Source organism: Anoxybacteroides rupiense (assembly GCF_014196195.1).
Classification (GTDB): Bacteria; Bacillota; Bacilli; order Bacillales; family Anoxybacillaceae; genus Anoxybacteroides; species Anoxybacteroides rupiense.
The window spans coordinates 455,349-479,848 of record NZ_JACIDF010000001.1 but is presented as its reverse complement, the minus strand read 5'-3'; the positions used below and the strand labels follow the sequence as shown (position 1 = coordinate 479,848).

The 24,500-nt window shown below is 44.1% G+C and carries 23 protein-coding genes; all 23 read left to right on the top strand.

Annotation, left to right across the window (positions count from 1 at the left end):
- Positions 1 to 106: 106 nt before the first annotated feature.
- A complete protein-coding gene (gene smc / locus GGQ95_RS02220; RefSeq protein ID WP_183186280.1) occupies positions 107 to 3,670 on the top strand; it encodes a chromosome segregation protein SMC in 3,564 nt (1,187 codons plus the stop codon).
- A 22-nt stretch (positions 3,671 to 3,692) separates the two neighbouring features.
- A complete protein-coding gene (ftsY, locus tag GGQ95_RS02215; protein ID WP_080860851.1) occupies positions 3,693 to 4,673 on the top strand; it encodes a signal recognition particle-docking protein FtsY in 981 nt (326 codons plus the stop codon).
- Positions 4,674 to 5,027: 354 nt separating this feature from the next.
- Positions 5,028 to 5,360: a putative DNA-binding protein gene (locus GGQ95_RS02210; RefSeq protein WP_044746170.1), complete on the top strand. Its 333-nt coding sequence runs from the start codon at positions 5,028 to 5,030 to the stop codon at positions 5,358 to 5,360.
- Positions 5,361 to 5,373: 13 nt separating this feature from the next.
- A complete protein-coding gene (gene ffh / locus GGQ95_RS02205) occupies positions 5,374 to 6,714 on the top strand; it encodes a signal recognition particle protein (RefSeq protein ID WP_044746169.1) in 1,341 nt (446 codons plus the stop codon).
- Between the two features lie 92 nt (positions 6,715 to 6,806).
- Entirely contained in the window at positions 6,807 to 7,079 is a 273-nt protein-coding gene (gene rpsP / locus GGQ95_RS02200) for a 30S ribosomal protein S16 (protein ID WP_044746168.1), read from the top strand.
- A 15-nt stretch (positions 7,080 to 7,094) separates the two neighbouring features.
- A complete protein-coding gene (locus GGQ95_RS02195) occupies positions 7,095 to 7,331 on the top strand; it encodes a KH domain-containing protein (protein WP_044746167.1) in 237 nt (78 codons plus the stop codon).
- A 161-nt stretch (positions 7,332 to 7,492) separates the two neighbouring features.
- Positions 7,493 to 7,879, top strand: coding sequence for a YlqD family protein (locus GGQ95_RS02190; RefSeq protein ID WP_066147225.1), 387 nt, complete (start codon positions 7,493 to 7,495; stop codon positions 7,877 to 7,879).
- 19 nt (positions 7,880 to 7,898) lie between these two features.
- A complete protein-coding gene (rimM, locus tag GGQ95_RS02185; RefSeq protein ID WP_066147227.1) occupies positions 7,899 to 8,417 on the top strand; it encodes a ribosome maturation factor RimM in 519 nt (172 codons plus the stop codon).
- Positions 8,417 to 9,151, top strand: a complete 735-nt coding sequence (gene trmD / locus GGQ95_RS02180) for a tRNA (guanosine(37)-N1)-methyltransferase TrmD (RefSeq protein WP_066147229.1) — start codon at positions 8,417 to 8,419, stop codon at positions 9,149 to 9,151. The genes rimM and trmD overlap by 1 nt, the downstream gene beginning before the upstream one ends.
- A 133-nt stretch (positions 9,152 to 9,284) precedes the next feature.
- The gene (rplS, locus tag GGQ95_RS02175; RefSeq protein WP_066147231.1) at positions 9,285 to 9,629 is read left to right on the top strand and encodes a 50S ribosomal protein L19; all 345 of its coding nucleotides are present in this window, start codon (positions 9,285 to 9,287) and stop codon (positions 9,627 to 9,629) included.
- A gap of 133 nt (positions 9,630 to 9,762) precedes the next feature.
- Entirely contained in the window at positions 9,763 to 10,317 is a 555-nt protein-coding gene (gene lepB, locus GGQ95_RS02170) for a signal peptidase I (RefSeq protein WP_066147233.1), read from the top strand.
- A gap of 4 nt (positions 10,318 to 10,321) precedes the next feature.
- Positions 10,322 to 11,176, top strand: a complete 855-nt coding sequence (gene ylqF / locus GGQ95_RS02165) for a ribosome biogenesis GTPase YlqF (RefSeq protein WP_183186279.1) — start codon at positions 10,322 to 10,324, stop codon at positions 11,174 to 11,176.
- Between the two features lie 250 nt (positions 11,177 to 11,426).
- Positions 11,427 to 12,200: a ribonuclease HII gene (gene rnhB, locus GGQ95_RS02160; RefSeq protein WP_066147237.1), complete on the top strand. Its 774-nt coding sequence runs from the start codon at positions 11,427 to 11,429 to the stop codon at positions 12,198 to 12,200.
- Positions 12,201 to 12,237: 37 nt separating this feature from the next.
- Complete coding sequence (gene fliK, locus GGQ95_RS02155) at positions 12,238 to 13,905, top strand: flagellar hook-length control protein FliK (RefSeq protein WP_183186278.1); 1,668 nt, start codon at positions 12,238 to 12,240, stop codon at positions 13,903 to 13,905.
- Complete coding sequence (locus GGQ95_RS02150) at positions 13,902 to 14,180, top strand: EscU/YscU/HrcU family type III secretion system export apparatus switch protein (RefSeq protein WP_044746158.1); 279 nt, start codon at positions 13,902 to 13,904, stop codon at positions 14,178 to 14,180. Before fliK ends, GGQ95_RS02150 begins: the two co-directional genes overlap by 4 nt.
- 142 nt (positions 14,181 to 14,322) lie before the next feature.
- Positions 14,323 to 15,483 carry an ADP-forming succinate--CoA ligase subunit beta gene (gene sucC, locus GGQ95_RS02145; RefSeq protein ID WP_044746157.1) on the top strand — a complete coding sequence of 387 codons (1,161 nt, stop codon included), beginning with the start codon at positions 14,323 to 14,325 and terminating at the stop codon, positions 15,481 to 15,483.
- Between the two features lie 17 nt (positions 15,484 to 15,500).
- Positions 15,501 to 16,403 carry a succinate--CoA ligase subunit alpha gene (gene sucD / locus GGQ95_RS02140; RefSeq protein WP_044746156.1) on the top strand — a complete coding sequence of 301 codons (903 nt, stop codon included), beginning with the start codon at positions 15,501 to 15,503 and terminating at the stop codon, positions 16,401 to 16,403.
- Between the two features lie 742 nt (positions 16,404 to 17,145).
- Complete coding sequence (gene dprA / locus GGQ95_RS02135; RefSeq protein WP_066147241.1) at positions 17,146 to 18,039, top strand: DNA-processing protein DprA; 894 nt, start codon at positions 17,146 to 17,148, stop codon at positions 18,037 to 18,039.
- A 91-nt stretch (positions 18,040 to 18,130) separates the two neighbouring features.
- Positions 18,131 to 20,206, top strand: coding sequence for a type I DNA topoisomerase (topA, locus tag GGQ95_RS02130; protein WP_044746154.1), 2,076 nt, complete (start codon positions 18,131 to 18,133; stop codon positions 20,204 to 20,206).
- A gap of 58 nt (positions 20,207 to 20,264) precedes the next feature.
- Complete coding sequence (gene trmFO, locus GGQ95_RS02125; protein WP_044746153.1) at positions 20,265 to 21,560, top strand: FADH(2)-oxidizing methylenetetrahydrofolate--tRNA-(uracil(54)-C(5))-methyltransferase TrmFO; 1,296 nt, start codon at positions 20,265 to 20,267, stop codon at positions 21,558 to 21,560.
- 56 nt (positions 21,561 to 21,616) lie between these two features.
- Positions 21,617 to 22,519, top strand: a complete 903-nt coding sequence (xerC, locus tag GGQ95_RS02120) for a tyrosine recombinase XerC (RefSeq protein ID WP_066147243.1) — start codon at positions 21,617 to 21,619, stop codon at positions 22,517 to 22,519.
- A gap of 22 nt (positions 22,520 to 22,541) precedes the next feature.
- Positions 22,542 to 23,084 (top strand): ATP-dependent protease subunit HslV, encoded by a 543-nt coding sequence (gene hslV / locus GGQ95_RS02115; protein WP_066147245.1) that lies wholly within the window; start codon positions 22,542 to 22,544, stop codon positions 23,082 to 23,084.
- A 15-nt stretch (positions 23,085 to 23,099) separates the two neighbouring features.
- Positions 23,100 to 24,491 (top strand): ATP-dependent protease ATPase subunit HslU, encoded by a 1,392-nt coding sequence (gene hslU, locus GGQ95_RS02110; RefSeq protein ID WP_369815491.1) that lies wholly within the window; start codon positions 23,100 to 23,102, stop codon positions 24,489 to 24,491.
- The last annotated feature ends 9 nt before the right edge of the window (positions 24,492 to 24,500 follow it).

The following is a 24,500-nucleotide window of genomic DNA, read 5'->3' as shown; positions in this document are numbered from 1 at the left end:
CTGCTTTGCATTTGCAAAATTGAAGAAAAAGTTCTATATAGGTTTGAGCAAGTAGTTATGATACAATAATGAAGATTTAGATGAAAGATAGCGAGGCGGGGTACGGATGTTCCTCAAACGATTAGATATTGTTGGATTTAAATCATTTGCCGATCGGGTCTCGATCGAATTTGTGCCGGGTGTGACGGCTGTTGTCGGCCCGAATGGCAGCGGAAAGAGCAATATTACGGATGCCATTCGCTGGGTATTAGGCGAACAGTCAGCCAAATCGCTTCGCGGTGCGAAAATGGAAGATATTATTTTTGCGGGAAGCGACTCACGCAGGCCGCTAAATATTGCTGAGGTTACTTTGACACTCGATAATGAAGATGGGTTTTTGCCGCTTGATTATCAGGAAGTAAGTGTCACGAGACGCGTCTATCGCTCAGGAGAAAGTGAATTTCTTATTAATCAGCAGCCATGCCGTTTAAAAGATATTATTGATCTATTTATGGATTCAGGATTGGGAAAAGAAGCCTTTTCAATTATTGGACAGGGGCGAATCGAAGAAATTTTAAGCAGCAAACCGGAGGAAAGACGGACGATTTTTGAAGAAGCGGCAGGGGTGCTCAAATATAAAATTCGTAAGAAGAAAGCGGAGCATAAGCTGAATGAGACACAAGAAAATTTACATCGCGTCAATGATATTTTACATGAGCTAGAAAGCCAGCTGGAACCGTTGAAAATCCAAGCTTCTATTGCCCAGGACTATCTTGAAAAACGAAACGAGCTGGAAACGTTTGAAGTGGCGCTGATTGCCCATGAAATTGAAGAGCTGCATCGCCAATGGAATCATTTACGCGATCAGCTGACAGACCACCAGCAAAAGGAAATGGCCTTATCAGCGGCGTTGCAAAAAGAAGAAGCAACAGTGGAGCAGTTGCGTGACCAAATGACCGCACTTGATGAATCGATTGACGGTCTTCAGCAAGTGTTGCTTGTTGTAAGTGAAGAACTGGAAAAGCTTGAAGGGCGAAAGGAAGTATTAAAAGAACGAAAAAAAAATGCGGCACAGTATCAGAAGCAGCTTGAAGAGACGATCTCCTCCCTTTCTGAAAAAAGCGGAAAGCTATGCTCAACTTTGGAAAAGGAGAGGGAGCAGCTAACCCGCATACGCGAAGAGCTTCATGCGCTTCAAACGGAGCTGAAGGAAAAGCAGCGTGCTTTTGCCTCCTATGATATCAGTGTTGAAGAGCAAATGGAAAGGTTAAAAAGCGATTATATTGAGCTTGTTCATGAACAAGCTTCGTTAAAAAATGAGCGCACTCATTTGCAGGCTTTGCTTGAAAAATTGGAAAAAAAGCAGAGTGTGCTAACGAAAGAGAACGAAAAACATTTAACAGAGCGAAATCGTATAAAAGAACAATATATCGCTTTGGAAAGCAAATATCAGCAAACGGAGCGAAAGCTGAAGGAGCAGGAAACACAGCTTCAGCAAAAAAGCGCTCAGCTTGCCGAGCTGAAACAAGAAATTGAGCAGAAGGAATCAATGCTTTATCAAGCTTATCAATATTTACAGCAAACCAAGTCAAGAAAAGAAATGCTGGAGGAAATGCAGCATGATTATGCTGGATTTTTTCAAGGAGTTAAGGAAATTTTAAAGGCGCGTGAACAGCTTTCAGGAATTCACGGAGCCGTTGTCGAGCTTATTCATGTATCCAGCAAATATGAAACGGCGATAGAGATTGCGCTCGGAGGAGCGATGCAGCATATTGTGGTTGCTGACGAAGAAGCGGCACGCGCAGCCATTCACTATTTAAAAAAGCATTCATATGGACGAGCGACTTTTTTGCCGATGAACGTCCTCCAGCCTAAACAACTTCCATCTGAACAGCTGGCCATTGTTAAAAATCATCCAGCTTTTGTTGGCGTAGCAAACGAACTGGTTTCCTATGATTCCATCTATCAAACAGTACTGGCCCATCTGCTTGGCAATGTGATTGTGACGACAAATTTAAAGGGAGCGAATGAGCTAGCTCGGCTTCTTCATTATCGTTATCGTCTTGTCACCCTTGAAGGAGATGTTGTTAGCCCTGGGGGAGCGATGACTGGAGGGGGCGTAGCTAAGAAAACAAATTCTTTACTTAGCAGAAACCGAGAGCTAGAAACGATCACTGATAAGTTCCGAGACATGGAAGCAAAAACAGAGCAGCTTGAATTATTTGTACAGTCGAAAAAAAAGGAAGCGGCCCAGCGCGAGGCAGAAATGGTGGAGCTGCGGAAGCAAATAGAGGAAAGACGCTTTGCTTTGCAGGAAATAAAAAGTGCTTGGCGCGAAGTAGAGTGGCAGGAAAAGAATACGAGCGAACGCTTGGCTTTATATGATGAAGAAAAAGCGCATGACGAGCAGGAAATGAGGCAGCTGCGCGAAAAAATCACAACGGTGGAACAAAAGCTCTACCAAATGGAAGCCAAGCTTGCTGAAATTGACGAGCAAATGCAGCATCTTACGCTGCAAAAGCAGGATGAGCAAAGCTCGAAAGAAGCGTTGCAAGCTGCGATTACGGAGCAGAAAGTAGCGGTTGCTGAAAAGCAGCAGCTGTTGAAGCATATTCAGGAGAAGATCGCGCAGCTGACCCTTGAGCAAGAGGAAACAGAGAAGCAGCTTCAAGCGGCAAAAGAAGATTTACTGACACTTACAGACGAAATGAATTCCAATGTTTCTGGAGAGGAGCAGCTGGATCAGTTGCGTCAACAAAAAGTGCAAGACAAACAAGAAACGCTTGAGCTCATAGCTAGCCGACGTGAACAAAGACTTCAATATCAAGAAATGCTCGAAAATAGTGAGCGCGAGCTAAAAGAGAAAAAACGACAATATAAACAATTAACAGAGATTATTAAAGATGAAGAAGTCAAATTAAATCGTCTTGATGTGGAGCTTGAAAACTTGCTTAGCCGCTTGCGTGAAGAATATATGCTTACGTTTGAAGCGGCGAAAGAAAAATATCCACTGCAAATGGAAGCGGAGGCTGCTCGGAAAAAAGTGAAGCTCATTAAGCGGGCGATTGATGAACTTGGAACGGTAAATTTAGGCGCTATTGATGAGTATGACCGCGTATCGGAGCGCTATCAATTTTTAACAGAACAAAAAAGTGACTTGCAGCATGCAAAGGAAACGCTGCATCAAGTGATTGACGAGATGGATCAAGAGATGAAAAAGCGCTTCTTGACGACATTCCAACAGATTCGCTCGCATTTTGGTGATGTATTCCAGCAGCTGTTCGGCGGAGGGCGCGCGGATCTGCAACTTACAGATTCGAATGATCTATTAAATACAGGGGTGGAAATCGTCGCACAACCACCAGGGAAAAAATTGCAAAATTTAAGCCTATTGTCTGGCGGCGAGCGAGCGCTAACGGCGATTGCGCTATTGTTTTCCATCTTAAAAGTACGGCCGGTGCCGTTTTGCGTTCTGGATGAGGTGGAAGCCGCTCTTGACGAAGCCAATGTCCATCGTTATGCTCTGTATTTGAAACGATTTAGCAGTCAAACCCAATTTATCGTTATCACCCATCGCAAAGGAACGATGGAGGAGGCGGACGTGCTTTATGGCGTCACGATGCAAGAATCAGGGGTGTCAAGGCTCGTATCTGTCCGCTTGGAAGATTCTAAACAACTTGTGAAATCGTAAGGCAGGAAAGGTGATTAAAACGATGAATTTTTTCAAGAAGCTAAAAGAAAAAATTACCCAACAAACAGATGCAGTCACAGAGAAGTTTAAACAAGGTCTTTCAAAAACACGCGATTCCTTCACGGGACGGGTCAATGATTTAATTGCCCGTTATCGAAAAGTGGATGAAGAGTTTTTTGAAGAATTAGAGGAAATTTTAATTTCCGCTGATGTTGGCGTTACAACCGTCATGGAGTTAATTGATGAGTTAAAAATGGAGGTAAAGCGGCGGAACATTCAAGAGACGAAAGAAATGCAAGCTGTTATTTCGGAAAAGCTTGTCGATATTTATCGCGGGAGCCATGATGAATTGGCCACACTGAATATGCAGCCAGATGGCTTAACGGTCATTTTGTTTGTCGGCGTCAACGGTGTCGGAAAAACGACGACGATTGGCAAATTGGCGCATAAGTTAAAATCAGAAGGGAAAACCGTCATGCTGGCAGCGGGGGATACGTTCCGCGCTGGGGCGATTGAGCAGCTAGAAGTATGGGGAGAACGAGTCGGGGTTGAAGTAATCAAGCAATCCGCTGGCTCCGATCCAGCCGCTGTCATGTATGATGCCATTCAAGCAGCTAAAGCGCGCAAAGTCAATGTTTTGCTGTGTGATACAGCAGGACGCTTGCAAAATAAAGTGAACTTAATGAAAGAGCTTGAAAAAGTAAAACGTGTCATTGAACGAGAAATCCCGGGGGCGCCGCATGAAGTATTGCTTGTTTTAGATGCGACAACCGGACAAAACGCAATGAGCCAAGCGAAAATTTTTAAAGAAGCAACAAACGTGACAGGCATTGTGCTGACGAAATTGGATGGAACAGCGAAGGGAGGGATTGTCTTAGCAATCCGCAACGAGTTGGACATCCCGGTCAAGCTTGTCGGCCTTGGCGAAAAGATGGATGACTTACAGGAATTTGATCCGGAACAATACGTATACGGTTTGTTTGCCAACTTGGTAGAAGAGTAAAAGAGCAAAAGGATGTCTCAACAAGACTTTGAGACATCTTTTTTTATCAAGAAGGAACCCACAGTGTCTGCGACAAACACTTAGTATGTCAAGTGGCCCCTATATACAAAAACAAGAAAGGCGCTATCTTTGCAAATACAAAGCTCTGTTTATACTAGACAACAACAATCGTTGGGACCGGCGAACTTTTACAACGGACTGTTGGATTTTTACAAAAAGCGATTTTGAGCCTGTTTTATTACTCAAGCAAAGAAATGAAACAAGCTGAAAGCTCAACACTTGACACCGCTGTGAAAAGACGCTAAACTAATCATTTGTAAAGGTATTTTACTTAACAAGCGAGGAGGGAGTCTCGTGCTTGAAAAAACAACGAGAATGAATTATCTATACGATTTTTATCAATCGTTGTTAACTCCGAAACAGCGGAGCTACATGTCACTTTATTATTTAGATGATTACTCCCTCGGCGAAATTGCAGAAGAGTATGAAGTAAGCCGTCAAGCGGTTTATGATAACATTAAACGAACGGAAGCGATGCTCGAGGAATACGAGGAAAAACTGCTGCTGTTTCAAAAATTTCAGGACCGGCAAAAGCTGATTAAGCAGCTAAAGCAGCGGACCTTGCAGCAGTATGCCGATGACCGAGAGCTGCTTCAGATGATCGAAGCGTTAGAGAAATTAGAGTAGGAGGCGGTAATGGATGGCATTTGAAGGATTAGCCGACCGTCTGCAAAGTGTCATGAACAAAATCCGCGGCAAAGGAAAGGTAACAGAAGCCGATGTTAAAGAGATGATGCGAGAAGTTCGGCTTGCTTTGTTAGAAGCGGATGTCAACTTTAAAGTTGTCAAGGATTTTGTCAAGCGTGTCAGCGAGCGAGCTGTTGGACAGGAAGTCTTAAAAAGCTTAACTCCGGGCCAGCAGGTTATTAAAGTGGTGAAAGAAGAATTAACCGCGCTAATGGGAGGAGAGCAAAGTAAAATTGCGGTCGCCAGCCGCCCGCCCACGGTGATTATGATGGTTGGCTTACAGGGAGCCGGAAAGACGACAACAACGGGCAAGCTTGCAAATCTGTTGCGCAAGAAGTACAACCGCAAGCCGCTTTTAGTTGCGGCTGATATTTATCGCCCTGCAGCGATTAAGCAGCTTGAAACACTCGGTAAGCAGCTGAATATGCCAGTATTTGCGCTCGGTGATCAAGTAAGCCCGGTCGAAATCGCCAAACAGGCAATTGCCAAAGCGAAGGAAGAACATCATGACTATGTTCTAATCGACACAGCCGGCCGGCTTCACATTGACGAGACGCTCATGGATGAATTAAAGCAAATTAAAGAATTGACAAATCCGGATGAGATTTTTCTAGTCGTTGATGCGATGACGGGACAGGATGCGGTGAATGTTGCGCAAAGCTTCAATGAACAGCTCGGCTTAACAGGGGTTATTTTAACGAAGCTTGATGGCGATACGCGCGGCGGTGCCGCATTGTCCATTAAAGCTGTAACAGACACGCCGATTAAATTTGTCGGGATGGGCGAGAAAATGGATGCGCTGGAACCGTTTCATCCTGAAAGAATGGCTTCGCGTATTTTAGGAATGGGCGATGTGCTGACGCTCATTGAAAAAGCCCAGGCCGCTGTTGATGAAGAGAAAGCGAAAGAGCTTGAGCAAAAAATGCGCACAATGTCCTTCACATTCGATGATTTTCTTGAACAGCTTGGTCAAGTGCGTAAAATGGGGCCGCTTGACGAAATTTTAAAAATGCTTCCAGGAGCTAATAAAATTAAAGGATTAAACAATATTCAAATTGACGACAAGCAAATTGGCCGCGTGGAAGCGATTATTCGTTCGATGACAAAAGAAGAAAAAATCAATCCTGAAATCATTAATGCAAGCCGCAAAAAGCGGATTGCAAAAGGAAGCGGTACATCCGTTCAGGAAGTTAACCGCTTGCTTAAGCAGTTTGATGAAATGAAAAAAATGATGAAAATGATGACAACCATGCCAAAAGGAAAGAAAAAAGGGTTTAAATTCCCTTTTATGTAGGGGATAATGTGTTAAGAAAAAAAACTTTACAAACTAGATGATTATTGCTAATATACTATCTTGTGTGAACTATTTACGGAGGTGCTAGAAAAATGGCAGTAAAAATTCGTTTAAAACGCATGGGTGCGAAAAAATCACCTTTTTATCGTATTGTAGTAGCGGACTCTCGCTCACCGCGCGACGGCCGTTTTATTGAAACAATCGGCACATACAACCCGGTTGCAGAGCCAGCTGAAGTAAAAATCAATGAAGAGTTGGCGTTAAAATGGCTACAAAACGGCGCGAAACCATCTGACACAGTTCGCAATCTTTTTTCTAAGCAAGGAATTTTAGAGAAATTCCATCATTTAAAATACGGCAAGTAATGGCCGTGATCGTAGATGAAAGCGTTAATTGAGACGATTGTACGGGCGCTTGTCGATTATCCTGAAGATGTAGTGGTAACGGAGTCTTCGCATGAAAATACGGTTACCTATGTTTTATCGGTGCACGAAGAAGACATCGGAAAGGTGATTGGAAAGCAGGGCCGCACGATTCATGCCATTCGGACGGTCGTGTACGCTGCTGCGTCCGATCAGCCAAAGCGCGTGATCGTGCAAATTAAAGATAAAGGGTGAGGACAAATCCTCCCCTTTTTTTATATAATAAGGAAGCATCAATGTTTGGATGACCTAGGCTTTCATCGCCTCGAGAGGAAGCCTCTTTTTCAAAGCTGGTGCGCTCTGTCCTAAGAGACAGGAGTGCTCCCTTGTTTGATTACCGCTTTAGGGGTGGGGCTATGAAAATTATTCAGACCGTCGAAATCAAGCAAATTTTAACGAATAAAAGCAAAAAAGAGCTATATGATCGATTCCTGAAAAGAAAGCGGCAGCTCCAGCAGGAGTGTGATCAGCTGCGTTTTGAGCAAAAGCGGCTTGAAAAGAGCACAAAGCAACCGTCTCATGCATTAAAGCAATATTTTATCAAAGAACTAAATGAGAGATTAGAAAAAATTAAGCTTCTTGATTTCCAAATCGAACAATTGCAAATTCTTCCGTTAGGGAGCGAATTGAAAGAGCGGGAAGTGCAAGCGTTAATTGAAGTGAACGTAGGAGACCGCTGGGAAGATGTGGCCGTGAAACGAACGATCGTGATCGAAGATGGATTTGTAAAAGAAATTCGTTGAAAAGAGGTGAGGATCAAACATGACAAAATGGTTTCATGTAGGGACAATTGTCAATACACATGGTATTCGCGGCGAGGTGCGAGTCGTTTCCAAAACGGATTTTGCCGAAGAACGCTATAAAATTGGCAACCTTCTCTACGTTTTTATGGACCACTCATCGGAACCGATCGAAGTGAAGGTGAAAAGCCATCGCGTCCATAAATCGTTTGATTTATTGTCTTTTGAGGGATATGATAACATCAATCTTGTAGAAAAATTTAAGGGAGCGGCTTTGAAAGTCCCTGAGAGCCAGCTTGGCCAGTTGGGAGAGGGAGAGTATTATTTCCATGAAATTATTGGCTGCACCGTGATCACAGAAGAAGGTGAAACGATTGGCATCGTCAAGGAAATATTGACTCCTGGCGCCAATGATGTATGGGTAGTCAAGCGGAAACATGAGAAAGATGCGCTGATTCCGTACATTGATGATGTCGTCATCCGCGTCAATCCTGAAGAAAAGAAAATTACGATTCGTCCGATGGAAGGATTGCTTGAATAATGAAAATTGATATTTTAACATTGTTCCCAAATATGTTTGCAGGCGTGTTTAATGAATCGATTTTAAAAAAAGCGCAGGAAAAGCGAGCAGTAGCTATTAATGTGGTGAATTTCCGCGAATTTGCTGATAACAAGCACCAGACGGTGGATGATTATCCATATGGAGGCGGTGCAGGAATGGTATTAAAGCCGCAGCCGATTTTCGATGCCGTTGCTCATTTAACGCAGCATTCGCCAAACGCGCGCATTATTTTGCTCTGTCCGCAAGGCGAACGGTACACGCAACGAAAAGCGGAAGAGCTGGCTAAGGAATCTCACTTAATTTTCGTTTGTGGGCATTATGAAGGATATGACGAACGGATTCGTGAGCATTTAGTAACCGATGAAATTTCGATTGGCGACTTCGTCCTAACAGGAGGAGAACTAGGGGCAATGGTCATCGTCGACAGTGTGGTCCGCCTGTTGCCGGGAGTCTTAGGAAACGAAGCTTCCTCTGTACACGATTCATACAGCTCGGGTTTGCTAGAGCATCCTCATTATACACGCCCCGCCGATTTTCGCGGCTTCAAGGTGCCAGAGGTCCTGTTATCAGGAAATCACCGCTTAATTGAGGAATGGAGGCAAAAAGAATCACTGCGCCGTACTTTTTTGCGCCGTCCGGATTTGCTTGAAACATACGAATTAACGGAACAACAAAAAAAGTGGTTGGAGGAATTTCAAAAAAACGAACGGTAACTATTGCATACAATACCCCTTTATGCTAGTATAATCTTTGTGACTTAAGCCTGCTTAAGTCGTTTAGAACGATGTTCCGCTGCAATGATGGAAAAGCATTGGTATGAGCATCTGTTGGAAGGAGTTGAAGATGATGCATCATTTAATTCAAGAAATCACAAAAGAACAATTACGTACAGACATGCCTGAGTTTCGCCCTGGTGACACAGTGCGCGTTCACGTAAAGGTTGTCGAAGGAAACCGTGAGCGTATTCAGGTGTTTGAAGGCGTTGTGATCAAGCGTCGCGGTGCTGGCGTGAGCGAAACATTCACTGTTCGTAAAGTTTCTTACGGTGTAGGTGTAGAGCGCACGTTCCCAGTTCATACGCCAAAAATTGCGAAGCTTGAAGTTGTTCGCCGCGGTAAAGTGCGTCGTGCAAAACTTTACTACTTGCGTCAACTTCGCGGTAAAGCTGCACGCATCAAGGAAATCCGCTAGTTGGTCCGCTGTATTCGCCGACCGAACGGCAGCGGGTCGAAGCGTACAACATGGACATGTCAATGATGAAACAAGGAGCTTGGTGTTCAAGCTCCTTTTTTCTAATCAAATTAGACGTAGGTGGGAGAAAGAAATGGCAAAACAAAAAAGTGAGACATGGGAATGGTTAAAAGCGATCGTGATTGCGGTGTTGTTGGCCGGAGGCATTCGCTATTTCATTTTTGCCCCGATTGTCGTTGACGGCCAATCCATGATGCCGACTCTTCACGATCGTGATCGCATGATTGTTAATAAGCTGTCTTATAAAATTGGTGAGCCGCACCGTTTTGACATTATCGTTTTTCATGCTGAAGAGGGGAAAGATTATATTAAGCGGGTCATCGGCTTGCCTGGTGATCGCATCGAATATAAAGATGATACATTGTATGTAAACGGAAAGCCTTATAAAGAACCGTACTTAGACCAATATAAAAAACAAGTGATTGATGGGCCATTAACAGAGCCGTTTACGTTGGAGGACATTCCAGGAGGGCAAGCAACCGTGCCAAAAGGTTATTTGTTTGTGATGGGCGATAACCGCCGCTTCAGCAAAGATAGCCGTCACATCGGCTTTATTCCGATGGAAAAGGTAGTGGGAAAAACCAATATTGTATATTGGCCGCTTTCTGATGCCCGTATTATTAAGTAAGTAGGTGGAAGCAATGACAATCCAGTGGTTTCCGGGCCATATGGCAAAAGCGAAACGCGAAGTGCAGGAAAAACTAAAATTAATTGACATCGTTTTTGAATTAGTGGATGCGAGAATCCCTTTATCTTCAAGAAATCCGATGATTGATGAGATTTTAGCGAATAAACCGCGCATCGTTTTGTTAAACAAGGCAGATATGGCGGATGAAGCCATTACTGCACAGTGGATTTCCTATTTTGAACAGCAAGCCTTGCATGCGTTAGCCATAGACTCTCAAGGCGGAAAAGGAACCAAACAAATTGTGGCTGCAGCTAAAAATATGCTGAAAGATAAATTTGCTAAAATGGCAGCCAAGGGAATTAAAAACCCGCGACCGATGCGCGCGCTCATTGTCGGCATTCCCAATGTCGGAAAATCAACCCTCATCAATCGACTAGCTGGCAAACATATCGCCAAAACAGGGGACAAGCCAGGCGTGACCAAAGCACAACAATGGATTAAGGTTGGAAAAGAAATGGAGCTGTTAGATACTCCGGGAATTTTGTGGCCGAAGTTTGAAGAGGAGGAGGTAGGGCTAAAGCTCGCTGCCACAGGAGCGATTAAAGATGCGATTTTAAATTTGCAGGACGTGGCGGTTTATGCCCTTCGCTTTTTAAACCAACATTATCCAGATCGTTTAAAAGAGCGCTATTCTCTTCAAGAAATTCCCGAAGATATCGTTGAGCTATTTGATGAAATTGGCAAACGCCGCGGTTGTTTAATGGCCGGTGGGGCCATCGATTACGATAAAGTAGCAGAGCTTGTTCTGCGTGATGTCCGTACAGAAAAGTTAGGACGTCTCAGCTTTGAAAAACCATAACGTTCGAAAAACAGGAGGTCAGATTGTAGACAAAGTCAAAATGGACTTTGTCTACAATCATTTTAGGCCCCCCCTTCTTTACCTCGAACTGTTTTGAATCCCCTTGTCAAACAAGGAGCAGCGCGGATGAACGAAGCAAGTTACGCAGGATGAAAGAGCGAATCAACAGTTTGAAAGCCCCAAAAACAGGCTTTATTTTTTAGAAAGCGCGCCGATATAAAAGATATAAGAGAAAGGAACGAATCATGACATGAAGCGTACAGCAAAAGAGATCGAACAGCTATTGCAAACGATTGACGACGCCCAGCATCCGTTGTTTCAGGAATTTATGAACGACGAGCGGGTTAGCGTCCAAAAGCTTATTGCTCGCTGGCACAAACGAAAACAAGCAGCGGAAAAAGAGCGTCGTCTTTGGGAAAAGATGTCACAGCATGAGCAACAGCTCTATCGCCAAGGAATTTCGTATATCGCTGGCATTGATGAGGTGGGGCGCGGTCCATTAGCGGGTCCGGTTGTAGCTGCAGCTGTTATTTTGCCAAAGGATTTTTATTTGCCGGGATTAAATGACTCTAAAAAGCTGTCAGAAGCAAAGCGCGAACACTTGTTTGTCCATATTCAGCGCCATGCTATTTCTGTCGGAATTGGGATTGTTTCCGCAGCGGAAATCGATGAGCTGAATATTTATCAGGCAACGAAAAAAGCGATGATACAGGCGGTCAAGATGCTTGATCCAGAACCGCAATATTTGCTGATTGATGCAATGGAACTACCATTGGCTATTCCGCAGCGAAGCCTCATTAAAGGAGATGCTGCCAGCATTTCAATTGCTGCAGGCTCCGTAATGGCCAAAGTGACGCGCGATCGCATCATGAAAGAGCTTGGCGCTAAATACCCGCAATATGGATTTGAAAAGCATATGGGGTATGGAACGGAGCAGCATTTGCAAGCCATTCGCACATACGGAATTATGAACGAGCATCGACGTTCCTTCGCGCCAGTAAAAGAGGCGCTTAAGCAGAACTGATGTCCCACAGGCACATCAAGCAAGGGGGAGGAGCAAAATGACATCGATTCGGCAGACGGATGGATGGGGAAAATTTCATCGCATGGAATCAGCAAAATCGCTGCCGTTTCGCAGCGGCCAGGTCATATATGGGAGTGTGGAAAAAATCAATGATCAGCATCGCGCGCTCGTAAAAATTGGACAGGAAACGGTTCTGGCGGAGATGCAGACGCCATTATCAGAAGGAGGACGTTACTGGTTTCAGCTCTTAGCTGAACATGAAACCGTTCGCTTACAGCTCATTGCAAAATCAGAGACAGCAGGCGATGAAGCAGGAATCAATCACGCCGTATTACATTTGACAAAAAGCTGGGGGCTTCCGCGTGAGGCTCAACCGCTTCTCCGTTTTTTGTTGCAAAAGCAGCTCCCTGTTGTGAAAGAAGAGGTGCTTCAAGCAACCAAATGGCTTATAGCAACAAAAGAGACAGAAATGAATTTACGGGCAATTCAATGGATGTACACAAACCAGCTTCCGCTCACCGAAGACGTCTTTCAAGCGATAAAGGCGGTTCAACAGCCCGATTTATTATCAAATCAGCTGCTAAAACTGCAAGATTTGCTCGCCTCCATGCCAGATGACCAAAAACCGGACGCCATTCGTACGCTATTAACAACGCTGCAGCGCATGACAAGCCGGATGGACGACATCGATCAAACCCTCTTTTTTTTGCTAAAAGATTGGATTCAGCAGGGAGACCGGGAGGCATATCGAACTTTACAAAAAGTAGGAGGATGGCCGCAGGAAGTAACAGAAAATTCATGGAGTTGGTTTGCCAAGCAAATTCAAATTCACGGCAAGACATTTTCCCTTCCGCTGTCGTCTGCCTTTCTTGAGGAGCATGATGCAAAGAAGCAGCTTTCTGATTGGATTGCACAACTGCAGCACGATTGGCAAACAAATCGAAGCAAAGCAAACGAGCAGGTGCGCGCTTTTATGACCGCTCTCAACGATGGAGAGCTACCTTCTCGGCTTTCGGATTTTTATGAAGCTTATTTAAAAGGGGAGCTACCGGACCAGCCGCTGTTATCTTTGGACGATGAAGCGGCTTCTGTGGTGATTGCTCACCATATGAAAAAGATCGGGCAATGGCTCGGGCTGAATTATGAAGCGGAATTAAAAAAATGGATGAAAGCTGATTCTCCCGTCCATTTTGACGAGCTAAAACCGCTTCTGCTGCGCGTGTACGACGAAGTACAGCTCCCTGCTTTAAAGGAACAGCTTGAAGCGCTGATTCATCGCTTGACAGGGCAGCAGCTCCTTTCTCAATCACAAGGACCGATTCAGCAGTTGTTTTGGCAGTTTCCGCTCCGCTTCGCAGATCACGTAACGGATGTAATCGTGCGCTGGCAGGGAAGAAAGAAGAGAAGTGGAGAAATTGATCCGCACTATTGTCATATCTTGTTTTATTTGCAATTAGAGCAGCTGAAGGAAACCATAGTAGATGTTCGCATTCAAAACAGTATTCTTCATGTAACCTTATGGAATCATACACCGCAAATCGAGCAGCTGGTGTCTCGAATGCAGCCGTTATTAAAGGAACGATTAGAGGCATGCGGATATGTGTTGTCAGGAATAAAGGTAGCAGCAGCCGAGCAGCAGCAGAAAAATGATTGGCTGTTCTCGCGTATTTTGATGAGCCATTCAGGGGTGGATTATCGAATATGAAAGAAGAAAAAATGAAACAAGCGGTTGCATTGACGTATCGTCCTCATGAGCAATCAGCTCCTACCGTTATTGCTAAAGGAAAAGGAAAGGTAGCAGAAAATTTAATTGCGACGGCCAAAGAGCATAGCATTCCGATTCAAAAAGATCCATCGCTTGTCGAGTTGTTAAGCGAACTAGAGATTAATGAAGCCATTCCTGAACAGCTATATCAAGTCGTTGCAGAGCTGTTTGCTTTTGTCTATCAAATGGATCGCCAATTAGATGCACATGATTAAAGGCTGCTTTGCTCAACAGCAAAGCAGCCTTTTGTCAGAGAGGATTTTTCTGATTTTGTGTCGAAATGGTAGACAATATGGAAAGTAACATTATACAATGAAAGCGCTAGTACTTTTATTTTTATACATAGGAGGATGGGATATGAATATTCATGAGTATCAAGGCAAAGAGATCCTCAGAAGCTACGGAGTTGCCGTGCCAAACGGGCGCGTAGCATTCTCTGTTGAAGAAGCAGTCGAAGCGGCTAAAGAATTAGGAACCTCTGTTTGTGTCGTAAAAGCGCAAATCCACGCTGGCGGCCGCGGAAAAGCCGGAGGGGTAAAAGTAGCGAAAAGCTTAGAGGAAGTTCGTACATATGCAAGCGAACTGCTAGGAAAAGTGCTTGTCACTCATCAAACCGGACCTGAAGGAAAAGAGGTCAAGCGCCTTTTAATTGAGGAAGGATGCGATATCAAGAAAGAGTATTATATCGGCCTTGTTGTTGATCGTGCAACTTCTCGCGTTGTGCTGATGGGCTCTGAAGAAGGCGGTACAGAGATTGAAGAAGTAGCCGCAAAAACACCGGAGAAAATTTTTAAAGAGTATGTTGATCCTGCGGTAGGTTTGCAAGCGTTTCAAGCGCGCCGCTTGGCATTTAACATCAACATTCCGAAAGAGCTGATCAATCAAGCAGTCAAATTTATGATGGGCTTATACCAAGTATTTGTGGAAAAAGATTGCTCGATCGCCGAAATCAACCCGCTTGTCGTCACGGGCGACGGCAAAGTCATGGCGCTTGACGCGAAGTTAAATTTTGATTCCAACGCGCTCTATCGCCATAAAGATGTGCTTGAATACCGCGACTTGGACGAAGAAGATCCAAAAGAAGTGGAAGCATCTAAATTTGATTTGAACTACATTGCGCTTGATGGCAACATCGGCTGCATGGTAAACGGTGCTGGCCTTGCGATGGCAACAATGGATATCATTAAATACTACGGCGGCGAACCGGCGAACTTCTTAGATGTCGGCGGCGGCGCGACAACGGAAAAAGTAACAGAAGCGTTCAAAATCATCTTGTCTGACCCGAAAGTAAAAGGCATTTTTGTTAACATTTTCGGCGGCATTATGAAATGTGATGTCATTGCAACTGGAATTGTTGAAGCAACGAAACAAGTCGGCTTGGAGCTTCCGCTTGTTGTTCGTTTAGAAGGCACCAACGTTGAACTAGGGAAGAAAATTTTAGAGGAGTCTGGCTTAAACATTACAGCTGCTGAATCGATGGCAGACGGCGCACAAAAAATCGTGGAATTAGTACGTTAAGAAGGCGAGGGAGAAGAATGAGCGTTTTTGTTAACAAAGATACAAAAGTCATTGTTCAAGGGATTACAGGATCGCAAGGATTATTCCATACGAAGCAAATGCTTGAATACGGAACGAAAATTGTTGGCGGTGTAACGCCAGGAAAAGGCGGTACAGAAGTCGAAGGAGTTCCGGTATTTAATACGGTTTCTGAAGCGGTTGCAAAAACAGGAGCAAATGCCTCTGTTGTTTATGTTCCGCCTGCATTTGCTGCGGAAGCGATTATGGAAGCAGTTGATGCGGAATTAGACCTTGTTGTCTGCATTACAGAAGGCATTCCTGTGCTTGATATGGTCAAAGTGAAACGCTACATGGAAGGAAAGAAAACGCGTTTGATCGGACCGAACTGCCCTGGCGTGATCACACCAGAAGAATGCAAAATCGGCATTATGCCTGGCTACATCCATAAAAAGGGCCATGTCGGTATCGTATCTCGCTCTGGCACATTGACATACGAAGCGGTACATCAGTTGACGCAAGCAGGAATTGGGCAATCTACAGCAGTTGGTATCGGTGGCGACCCTGTCAACGGTACAAACTTTATCGATGTTTTAAAAGCATTTAATGAAGATGAAGAAACATATGCAGTCATTATGATTGGTGAAATCGGCGGTACAGCAGAAGAAGAAGCGGCTGAGTGGGTCAAAGCGAACATGAAAAAGCCGGTAGTCGGCTTCATTGGCGGTCAAACAGCGCCTCCTGGAAAACGTATGGGCCATGCTGGTGCGATCATTTCCGGCGGCAAAGGGACAGCAGCAGAAAAAATTAAGAAAATGAATGAATGCGGCATTAAAGTAGCGGATACTCCTGCTGTGATCGGCGAAACATTAATTGCCGTGTTAAAAGAGCAAGGGCTTTATGAAAAATGTAAAACACATTAATCAATAAGGAGCAACCGTCCCGCATGCAAGAGCCCGTCCGCTCAGTGCGGGATGGTTTTTTGCTTACAAAGGATAACTGACGTCCTTTATTGTGTGAGAGCGGTTTTTTGACAAGGGGCATAAATGGGTAAACGAAAATTCAACATGTGTGATTGTTCTCAGTCATTCGACAGTCGAAATCAAGCCGTTGTTTCAGCGAAAAAGTGAAGCGGTTGATATGCCAAGTTGCAGCTCAAATAGATAACTTGAAAAATCGCTATGTTATTTGTGCCAATGAAGAAATCACCTCCATGATTGCCTCTCTCCTACATCATGGATCAAACTAGGTAGGTGTCTCCATCAAGATCGTTTGCTTTTCTCCTGTCACCATTTACGATTCGCATGCGTTTCCCCGATCATGATATTGCTAGTTTTATGAGGCATTAGCCCATCAACACACTTGGATAGAGATCGAATAAAAAGACGGAACCATGAGTCTATTCAGAGGTAGAATCCTATTTTTTTCGACGGTCTTTGACCGTCATAGATACTGACGGACACCTCCGATTGGATTGATAGAATTCAAATCAGCTAGACTGGATGGCGCCGCTAAAAAGAAAGGCTGACAGGTGAGCTCAGCTCTATATAAATCGCTGGTCAAGCGGTGTTCTTGTTCCAGAAGAAGAAAATTTGTGGTCATGTGTTTCCGTATATGTGTCTGATGCAGCTGTGTTTGAAAGGATTTTAAGAGAGGAGAGACGAAATGTATACCTCGCTTCGTGAACGTCTGATTCATCTTCATCATTGTCGCGGTGCAGGCTGGAAAACGATTCATCGCCTCTTGCAACAAGATCCATCGCTTTCTTCGATTTTTTCACTCTCTTATTCAACTCTTGCTTCCTCCATGTCGATTTCTCCCGAACAATATTCTTTGTTTTTCCAAGATTTACATTCCATTGATATTCAAAGTATGATAAAAACATATAGGGACAAAAATATTCATATCGTTACTGTTTTTGATGACATTTATCCGAAGTGGCTCAAACACATCTTTGCCCCGCCTTGGGTGTTATATGCCAAAGGGAATATTGAATGGCTTTCATCTTGTAAAATGATCAGTATGGTTGGAACGAGAAAGCCGACCGAGGAAGGGATTCGTGCTCTGCGCCTTTTAGTGCCGCCGTTGATTCAGCATGACTGGACGATTGTCAGCGGCCTTGCTTTAGGAATTGATGCAGCTGCGCATCAAACGGCTGTCCAATCCGGGGGAAAAACGATTGCCGTCATTGCCGGAGGAGTCGAGCATATTTATCCCAAACAAAATCGCTCACTGGCAGAAAAGCTAATGAATGAACATTTAGTGGTTTCAGAATATCCGCCGCACACAAAGCCGCAAAAATGGCAATTTCCGCTGCGAAATCGGATTATTAGCGGCTTGTCGCTTGGAACGGTTGTCGTTCAAGCAAAAGAGAAAAGCGGTTCACTCATTACTGCTTCCCTTGCCTTGGAAGCGGGAAGAGAGGTGTTTGCGGTGCCGGGCTCCATTTTTCTTGAGCAGGCAGATGGAACCAATCAATTGATTCAGATGGGCGCAAAGCTTGTCCGTTCTTCGTGGGATATTATGGAGGAATTCTCCGCTATTTTTCCATTAAAATAAAAAATTTTTTTACATCTTGTTTGACAAATGTCATAAGAATCATTAATAATAATGAAGATTTTAAATATAACCTCTTAAGGGAGGAAACGGTATGTCAGATTATCTCGTCATTGTTGAATCACCAGCAAAAGCAAAGACGATTGAACGATATTTAGGAAAAAAGTATAAAGTAAAAGCCTCGATGGGACATATTCGCGATTTGCCGAAAAGCCAAATGGGCGTTGACATAAAAAATAATTATGAACCAAAATATATTACCATTCGCGGCAAGGGGCCAGTCATTAAAGATTTGAAAACAGCGGCTAAAAAAGCGAAAAAAGTCTTTTTAGCGGCTGACCCGGACCGTGAAGGAGAAGCGATCGCTTGGCATCTAGCCCATATGCTTGATCTTGATATTCATTCCGATTGCCGTGTGGTCTTTAATGAGATTACAAAGGATGCGATCCGTGAATCCTTCCAGCATCCTCGGGCGATCAATATGCATTTGGTGGATGCCCAGCAAGCTCGACGTGTTCTTGACAGACTTGTAGGCTATAATATTAGCCCGTTGCTTTGGAAAAAAGTAAAAAAGGGGCTAAGCGCGGGAAGAGTGCAATCCGTTGCTTTGCGGTTGATCATTGATCGCGAAAAAGAAATTAAAGAATTTCAGCCTGAGGAATATTGGTCCATTCAAGCGGAATTTGTGAAGCAAAATGAAGTGTTTACGGCGTTTTTTTATGGATTGGATGGACAAAAACTCGATTTAAAACAGGAAAAGGATGTCAAGCTCGTTTTAGAACGCCTCAAAGGCCAATATTTTACGGTGAAATCGGTAACGAAAAAGGAGCGAAAGCGAAACCCGGTGCCGCCATTTACGACCTCATCTCTGCAACAAGAAGCGGCGCGTAAGCTGAATTTCCGCACCAAAAAGACGATGATGCTCGCTCAGCAGCTCTATGAAGGGATTGATCTTGGAAGCGAAGGAACGGTCGGTTTAATTACATACATGCGCACGGACTCAACACGTGTCTCTGAGTCAGCGCAAAATGAAGCGCTTTCGTATATTGAAAAAGCATTTGGAGCAGAGTACGTAGCACAAGAAAAGCGAAAAGAAAAGAAAAATACAGCAGCTCAAGATGCTCACGAAGCGATTCGCCCTACATCTGTATTTCGCGATCCTAGCTCGGTAAAGCCATATTTGAGCCGCGATCAATTTCGGCTTTATAAACTGATTTGGGAACGATTTGTCGCCAGTCAAATGGCTCCTGCGCTTTTGGACACGATGAGTGTCGATTTAGAAAACGGGGGAGTGATTTTCCGCGCTAGCGGCTCCAAAGTAAAATTTGCTGGATTTATGAAAGTATACGTGGAGGGGACAGATGACCAGACGGATGAGCAAGATCGTTTACTTCCTGACCTTCAAGAAGGAGAAAAAGTGATTGGAAAGGACATAGAACCGAAGCAACATTTTACACAGCCGCCTCCGCGCTATACGGAAGCTAGATTAGTCAAAACGCTGGAGGAGCTTGGAATCGGTCGCCCGTCGACTTATGCTCCAACCTTGGACACGATTCAAAAGCGCAATTATGTTGTGCTGGAAAATAAACGATTTGTGCCAACGGAGCTTGGGGAAATTGTCTTGGAATTAATTTTAGAGTTTTTCCCAGAGATTTTAGACGTCGAATTTACAGCGAAAATGGAAAAAAGCTTAGATGAGATTGAAGAGGGGAAAATTCAATGGATTCAAGTGATTGATGAATTTTACAGCGGATTCGAAAAAAGCTTGCAAATTGCGGAAAAAGAGATGAAGGAAGTCGAAATCAAGGATGAACCGGCTGGGATTGATTGTGAAGAATGCGGAAGCCCGATGGTTTATAAGATGGGAAGATTCGGCAAGTTTATTGCCTGCTCCAATTTTCCGGATTGTCGTCATACAAAGCCGATCGTGAAAGAAATCGGTGTAAAATGTCCGCAATGCGGCGAAGGAAATCTTGTTGAACGAAACAGCAAGAAAAGGCGAATATTTTATGGATGCGATCAGTTTCCAGCCTGTGATTTTATGTCGTGGGATAAACCGCTTGCGCGCCCTTGTCCAAAATGTGAAGGATTACTAGTAGAGAAAAAATTAAAAAAAGGCATACAAGTTCAATGTAATCAATGTGACTACCAAGAGAAACCGCAAGCATGATCGGTGGGCGACCGTCAGTCCTCACCGTTTTTATGCGTAACGAAGGAGGAAATGAAGCATGATTGTCAATGTTATTGGTGCAGGATTAGCAGGAAGCGAAGCCGCGTGGCAGCTTGCTACCCGCAACATTCATGTCCGTTTATACGAAATGCGTCCTGTGAAACAAACGCCAGCCCATCATACGGATAAATTCGCTGAGCTGGTTTGCAGCAATTCACTGCGCGCCAATTCGTTAACGAATGCCGTTGGCGTGCTCAAAGAAGAGATGAGAATGCTCAATTCGGTCATCATCAAAGCGGCAGATGAGTGCTCTGTGCCTGCTGGAGGAGCACTGGCGGTGGATCGGCATGAATTTGCGGCCCGTGTCACCGATTTCGTTCAAAACCATCCAAATGTAACGGTCATCCGTGAGGAAGTGACAGACATCCCGACTGGGCCAACGATTATTGCCACAGGACCTCTTACGTCTCCTACATTATCTGAAAAATTAAAAGAGCTGACGGGAGAAGAGTATTTGTATTTTTATGATGCAGCCGCCCCTATTGTTGAAAAAGAAAGCATCGATATGGAAAAGGTGTATAGAAAATCTCGCTATGATAAAGGGGAAGCCGCCTATTTGAATTGCCCGATGACGGAGGAAGAATTTGACCGCTTTTATGAAGCGCTTATTTCAGCAGAAACAGCGCCGTTAAAGGAATTTGAAAAAGAAATTTATTTTGAAGGATGCATGCCGATTGAAGTCATGGCGAAACGCGGAAAGAAAACGTTGCTATTTGGTCCGATGAAACCGGTCGGCCTCGAAGATCCGCGCACAGGAAAAAGACCGTTTGCGGTAGTTCAGCTTCGCCAAGACGATGCAGCAGGAACGTTATACAATATCGTTGGTTTTCAAACTCATTTGAAATGGGGAGCACAAAAGGAAGTATTCCGTTTAATTCCAGGGCTTGAAAATGCGGAAATTGTTCGCTATGGAGTGATGCATCGCAATACGTTTATTAACTCGCCAAAACTTCTCCGTCCGACTTATCAATTGAAGGAGAGAGAGGATTTATTTTTTGCTGGACAAATGACGGGAGTCGAAGGATATGTAGAGTCGGCCGCCTCCGGATTGGTAGCAGGCATCAACGCGGCGCGCCTTGTGCTCGGCCAGGAGCTGATCGTTTTCCCGCCCGAAACAGCGATTGGCAGCATGGCTCACTATATTACGTCGACAAATCCGAAGCATTTTCAGCCAATGAACGCGAATTTCGGCCTGTTTGCCCCTCTTGAAGAAATGATTAAAGATAAAAAGCGCCGTAATGAAGAGTATGCTAAGCGAGCATTGGACACTATTCAGAATTTTATAAAAAAATAATTGCAAGGGCTGCTAAATCTATGTTAATATTTAGTAGCCCTTGTGAGGTGTTAAGAATGGAAAATTTGAAAATTTCGTTACAATTATTCGTAGAATATTTACAAATCGAAAAAAACTATTCACAATATACTATTGCGTGCTATACACGCGATATTGAGCAGTTTTTCGAGTTTATGCATGAACAGGCGCTGGAACGTTTAGATGAGGTAACGTACAGCGATGTTCGATTATATTTGACGAAGCTGCATGCCGAACAACTGCTGAGCCGTTCAATTTCCCGAAAGATTTCGAGCTTACGAAGTTTTTATAAATTTTTAATGAGGGAAAAGAAAGTAACGGAAAATCCGTTTGCTCTCGCATCATTGCCGAAAAAAGAGCAAAAAATCCCCCGTTTTTTATATGAACAGGAATTAGAAGCCTTATTTCATGTCAATGATTTAAATACAGCGATTGGTCAGCGAAATCAAGCGTTAATTGAACTGCTTTATGCGACGGGCATCCGTATTAGTGAATGTTGTCACATTCACTTGTCTGATATTGATTTTTCCCTTGCAACCATTTTGATTTACGGGAAAGGGAACAAACAGCGCTATGTGCCATTCGGTAGTTTTGCGAAGCAAGCGCTGGAACGGTATGTACAAAAAGGGCGGAATGAGCTTTTAGCCAAAAGCAAAACAGCGAATCATTCTTTGTTTTTAAACTTTCGGGGAAGTCCTTTAACACCTCGAGGGGTGCGTTATATTTTGAACGAAGTTGTGGAGAAGGCTGCATTAACGCAAAAGGTAAGCCCGCACGTATTCAGACATACATTTGCCACCCATTTGCTTAACGAAGGGGCGGATATGCGCACCGTTCAAGAGCTATTGGGACATGCGCATCTTTCATCGACGCAGGTATACACGCACGTGACGAAAGATCGTCTCCGCCACGTTTATTTGCACACGCATCCGCGTGCTTAGACTTCCATAAAGGAGGGTTTATATGGAGCAATTCCATGCTACAACAATTTTTGCGATTCAACATAACGGCGCCTGCGCCATGGCTGGAGATGGCCAAGTGACTTTTGGGAATGCGGTGGTCATGAAACATACAGCTAAAAAAGTTCGGAAGCTTTTTAACGGAAAAGTATTAGCGGGATTTGCTGGTTCCGTTGCGGATGCGTTCACATTGTTTGAAATGTTCGAAGGGAAATTAGAAGAGTTTAATGGGAACTTGCAACGTGCGGCGGTTGAACTGGCGAAGGAATGGCGCAGCGATAAAATATTGAGAAGACTGGAAGCGATGCTGATTGTGATGGACGAACGCCATTTGCTTCTAGTATCAGGAACAGGTGAAGTGATCGAACCGGATGATGGCGTTTTAGCGATTGGTTCAGGAGGAAACTACGCGCTTGCTGCTGGTCGGGCCTTAAAGCAATACGCGGGCGGACAAATGACGGCTAAGGAAATTGCCAAAGCCGCTTTAGAAATTGCTTCTGATATTTGCGTGTATACCAATAGCCACATTATTGTGGAAGAACTGTAGCGAGGGGGAGAAATGATGAACCTAACACCTCGACAAATTGTAGAAAAGCTGGATCAATTTATTGTCGGTCAAAAAGAAGCCAAAAAAGCAGTCGCGGTTGCGCTAAGAAATCGCTATCGGCGCAGTTTGCTTGATGAAAAGCTGCGCGACGAGATCGTACCTAAAAATATATTGATGATCGGTCCCACAGGAGTAGGGAAAACCGAGATTGCGAGAAGAATCGCTAAGCTTGTCGGGGCGCCGTTTGTCAAAGTGGAAGCAACGAAGTTTACAGAGGTTGGCTATGTTGGACGCGATGTTGAGTCTATGGTGAGAGATCTTGTTGAAACATCTGTTCGTTTAGTGAAAGAGCGGAAAATGTATGAAGTGAAAGATCGCGCTGAGCAGCAAGCCAATAAACGTCTCATCGAGCTTTTAGTTCCTGGAAAACCGAAGCAGACGATCAAAAATCCGCTTGAGATGCTATTTGGCGGCCAAACATCACAGCAGGATTCGACGACTTACGGCCAAGATGACCAACATATCGAGCAAAAACGGAAACAGGTAGCTGCCCAGCTTGCCAATGGTGAGCTTGAGGACGAATTGGTGACGGTGGAAATCGAAGAGCAGCAAACGACTGTTTTTGATTTTTTGCAAGGGGCCGGCATTGAGCAGATGGGCATGAATATGCAGGATGCTTTAAGCAGTTTGATGCCAAAACGGCTCAAAAAACGAAAATTGAAGGTAAGTGAAGCACGAAAAGTGTTAACCAATGAAGAAGCGCAAAAGCTGATCGATATGGATGAAGTGACACAAGAGGCGGTGCAGCTGGCAGAACAGTCTGGTATTATTTTTATTGATGAAATCGACAAAATTGCCAGAAAGGGCCAGAGCGCTTCTTCAGCCGATGTATCACGTGAAGGGGTGCAGCGCGACATTTTACCGATCGTAGAAGGCTCAACGGTGATGACAAAATATGGTCCTGTCAAAACAGACTATGTTTTGTTCATTGCTGCTGGAGCGTTTCATATGTCGAAGCCGTCCGATTTGATTCCTGAGTTGCAAGGGCGCTTCCCGATTCGGGTAGAACTATCCAAGTTGACGGTAGATGATTTTGTGAAGATTCTTATTGAGCCTGACAATGCTCTGATTAAACAATATATGGCTCTTCTTGCTACAGAAGGTATACAACTTGAATTTTCTGACGATGCTATTCGTAAGATTGCTGAAGTGGCGTTTGAAGTCAATCAAACAACAGACAATATCGGGGCAAGACGGCTTCATACAATTCTGGAGAAGCTGCTTGAGGATCTATCATTTGAAGCGCCTGATATTGCACTAGAAAAAGTGGTAATTACACCGCAATATGTTGAACAAAAATTAGGTAATATTGTAAAAAATAAAGACTTAAGCGAATTTATTTTGTAAATGAATTTG

Bases quoted from the DNA above. Each gene is read 5' to 3' on its own strand.
- smc (WP_183186280.1), top strand. From the start codon at position 107: ATGTTCCTCAAACGATTAGATATTGTTGGATTTAAATCATTTGCCGAT.
- ftsY (WP_080860851.1), top strand. From the start codon at position 3,693: ATGAATTTTTTCAAGAAGCTAAAAGAAAAAATTACCCAACAAACAGAT.
- ffh (WP_044746169.1), top strand. From the start codon at position 5,374: ATGGCATTTGAAGGATTAGCCGACCGTCTGCAAAGTGTCATGAACAAA.
- rpsP (WP_044746168.1), top strand. From the start codon at position 6,807: ATGGCAGTAAAAATTCGTTTAAAACGCATGGGTGCGAAAAAATCACCT.
- GGQ95_RS02195 (WP_044746167.1), top strand. From the start codon at position 7,095: ATGAAAGCGTTAATTGAGACGATTGTACGGGCGCTTGTCGATTATCCT.
- GGQ95_RS02190 (WP_066147225.1), top strand. From the start codon at position 7,493: ATGAAAATTATTCAGACCGTCGAAATCAAGCAAATTTTAACGAATAAA.
- rimM (WP_066147227.1), top strand. From the start codon at position 7,899: ATGACAAAATGGTTTCATGTAGGGACAATTGTCAATACACATGGTATT.
- trmD (WP_066147229.1), top strand. From the start codon at position 8,417: ATGAAAATTGATATTTTAACATTGTTCCCAAATATGTTTGCAGGCGTG.
- rplS (WP_066147231.1), top strand. From the start codon at position 9,285: ATGCATCATTTAATTCAAGAAATCACAAAAGAACAATTACGTACAGAC.
- lepB (WP_066147233.1), top strand. From the start codon at position 9,763: ATGGCAAAACAAAAAAGTGAGACATGGGAATGGTTAAAAGCGATCGTG.
- rnhB (WP_066147237.1), top strand. From the start codon at position 11,427: ATGAAGCGTACAGCAAAAGAGATCGAACAGCTATTGCAAACGATTGAC.
- fliK (WP_183186278.1), top strand. From the start codon at position 12,238: ATGACATCGATTCGGCAGACGGATGGATGGGGAAAATTTCATCGCATG.
- GGQ95_RS02150 (WP_044746158.1), top strand. From the start codon at position 13,902: ATGAAAGAAGAAAAAATGAAACAAGCGGTTGCATTGACGTATCGTCCT.
- sucC (WP_044746157.1), top strand. From the start codon at position 14,323: ATGAATATTCATGAGTATCAAGGCAAAGAGATCCTCAGAAGCTACGGA.
- sucD (WP_044746156.1), top strand. From the start codon at position 15,501: ATGAGCGTTTTTGTTAACAAAGATACAAAAGTCATTGTTCAAGGGATT.
- dprA (WP_066147241.1), top strand. From the start codon at position 17,146: ATGTATACCTCGCTTCGTGAACGTCTGATTCATCTTCATCATTGTCGC.
- topA (WP_044746154.1), top strand. From the start codon at position 18,131: ATGTCAGATTATCTCGTCATTGTTGAATCACCAGCAAAAGCAAAGACG.
- trmFO (WP_044746153.1), top strand. From the start codon at position 20,265: ATGATTGTCAATGTTATTGGTGCAGGATTAGCAGGAAGCGAAGCCGCG.
- xerC (WP_066147243.1), top strand. From the start codon at position 21,617: ATGGAAAATTTGAAAATTTCGTTACAATTATTCGTAGAATATTTACAA.
- hslV (WP_066147245.1), top strand. From the start codon at position 22,542: ATGGAGCAATTCCATGCTACAACAATTTTTGCGATTCAACATAACGGC.
- hslU (WP_369815491.1), top strand. From the start codon at position 23,100: ATGAACCTAACACCTCGACAAATTGTAGAAAAGCTGGATCAATTTATT.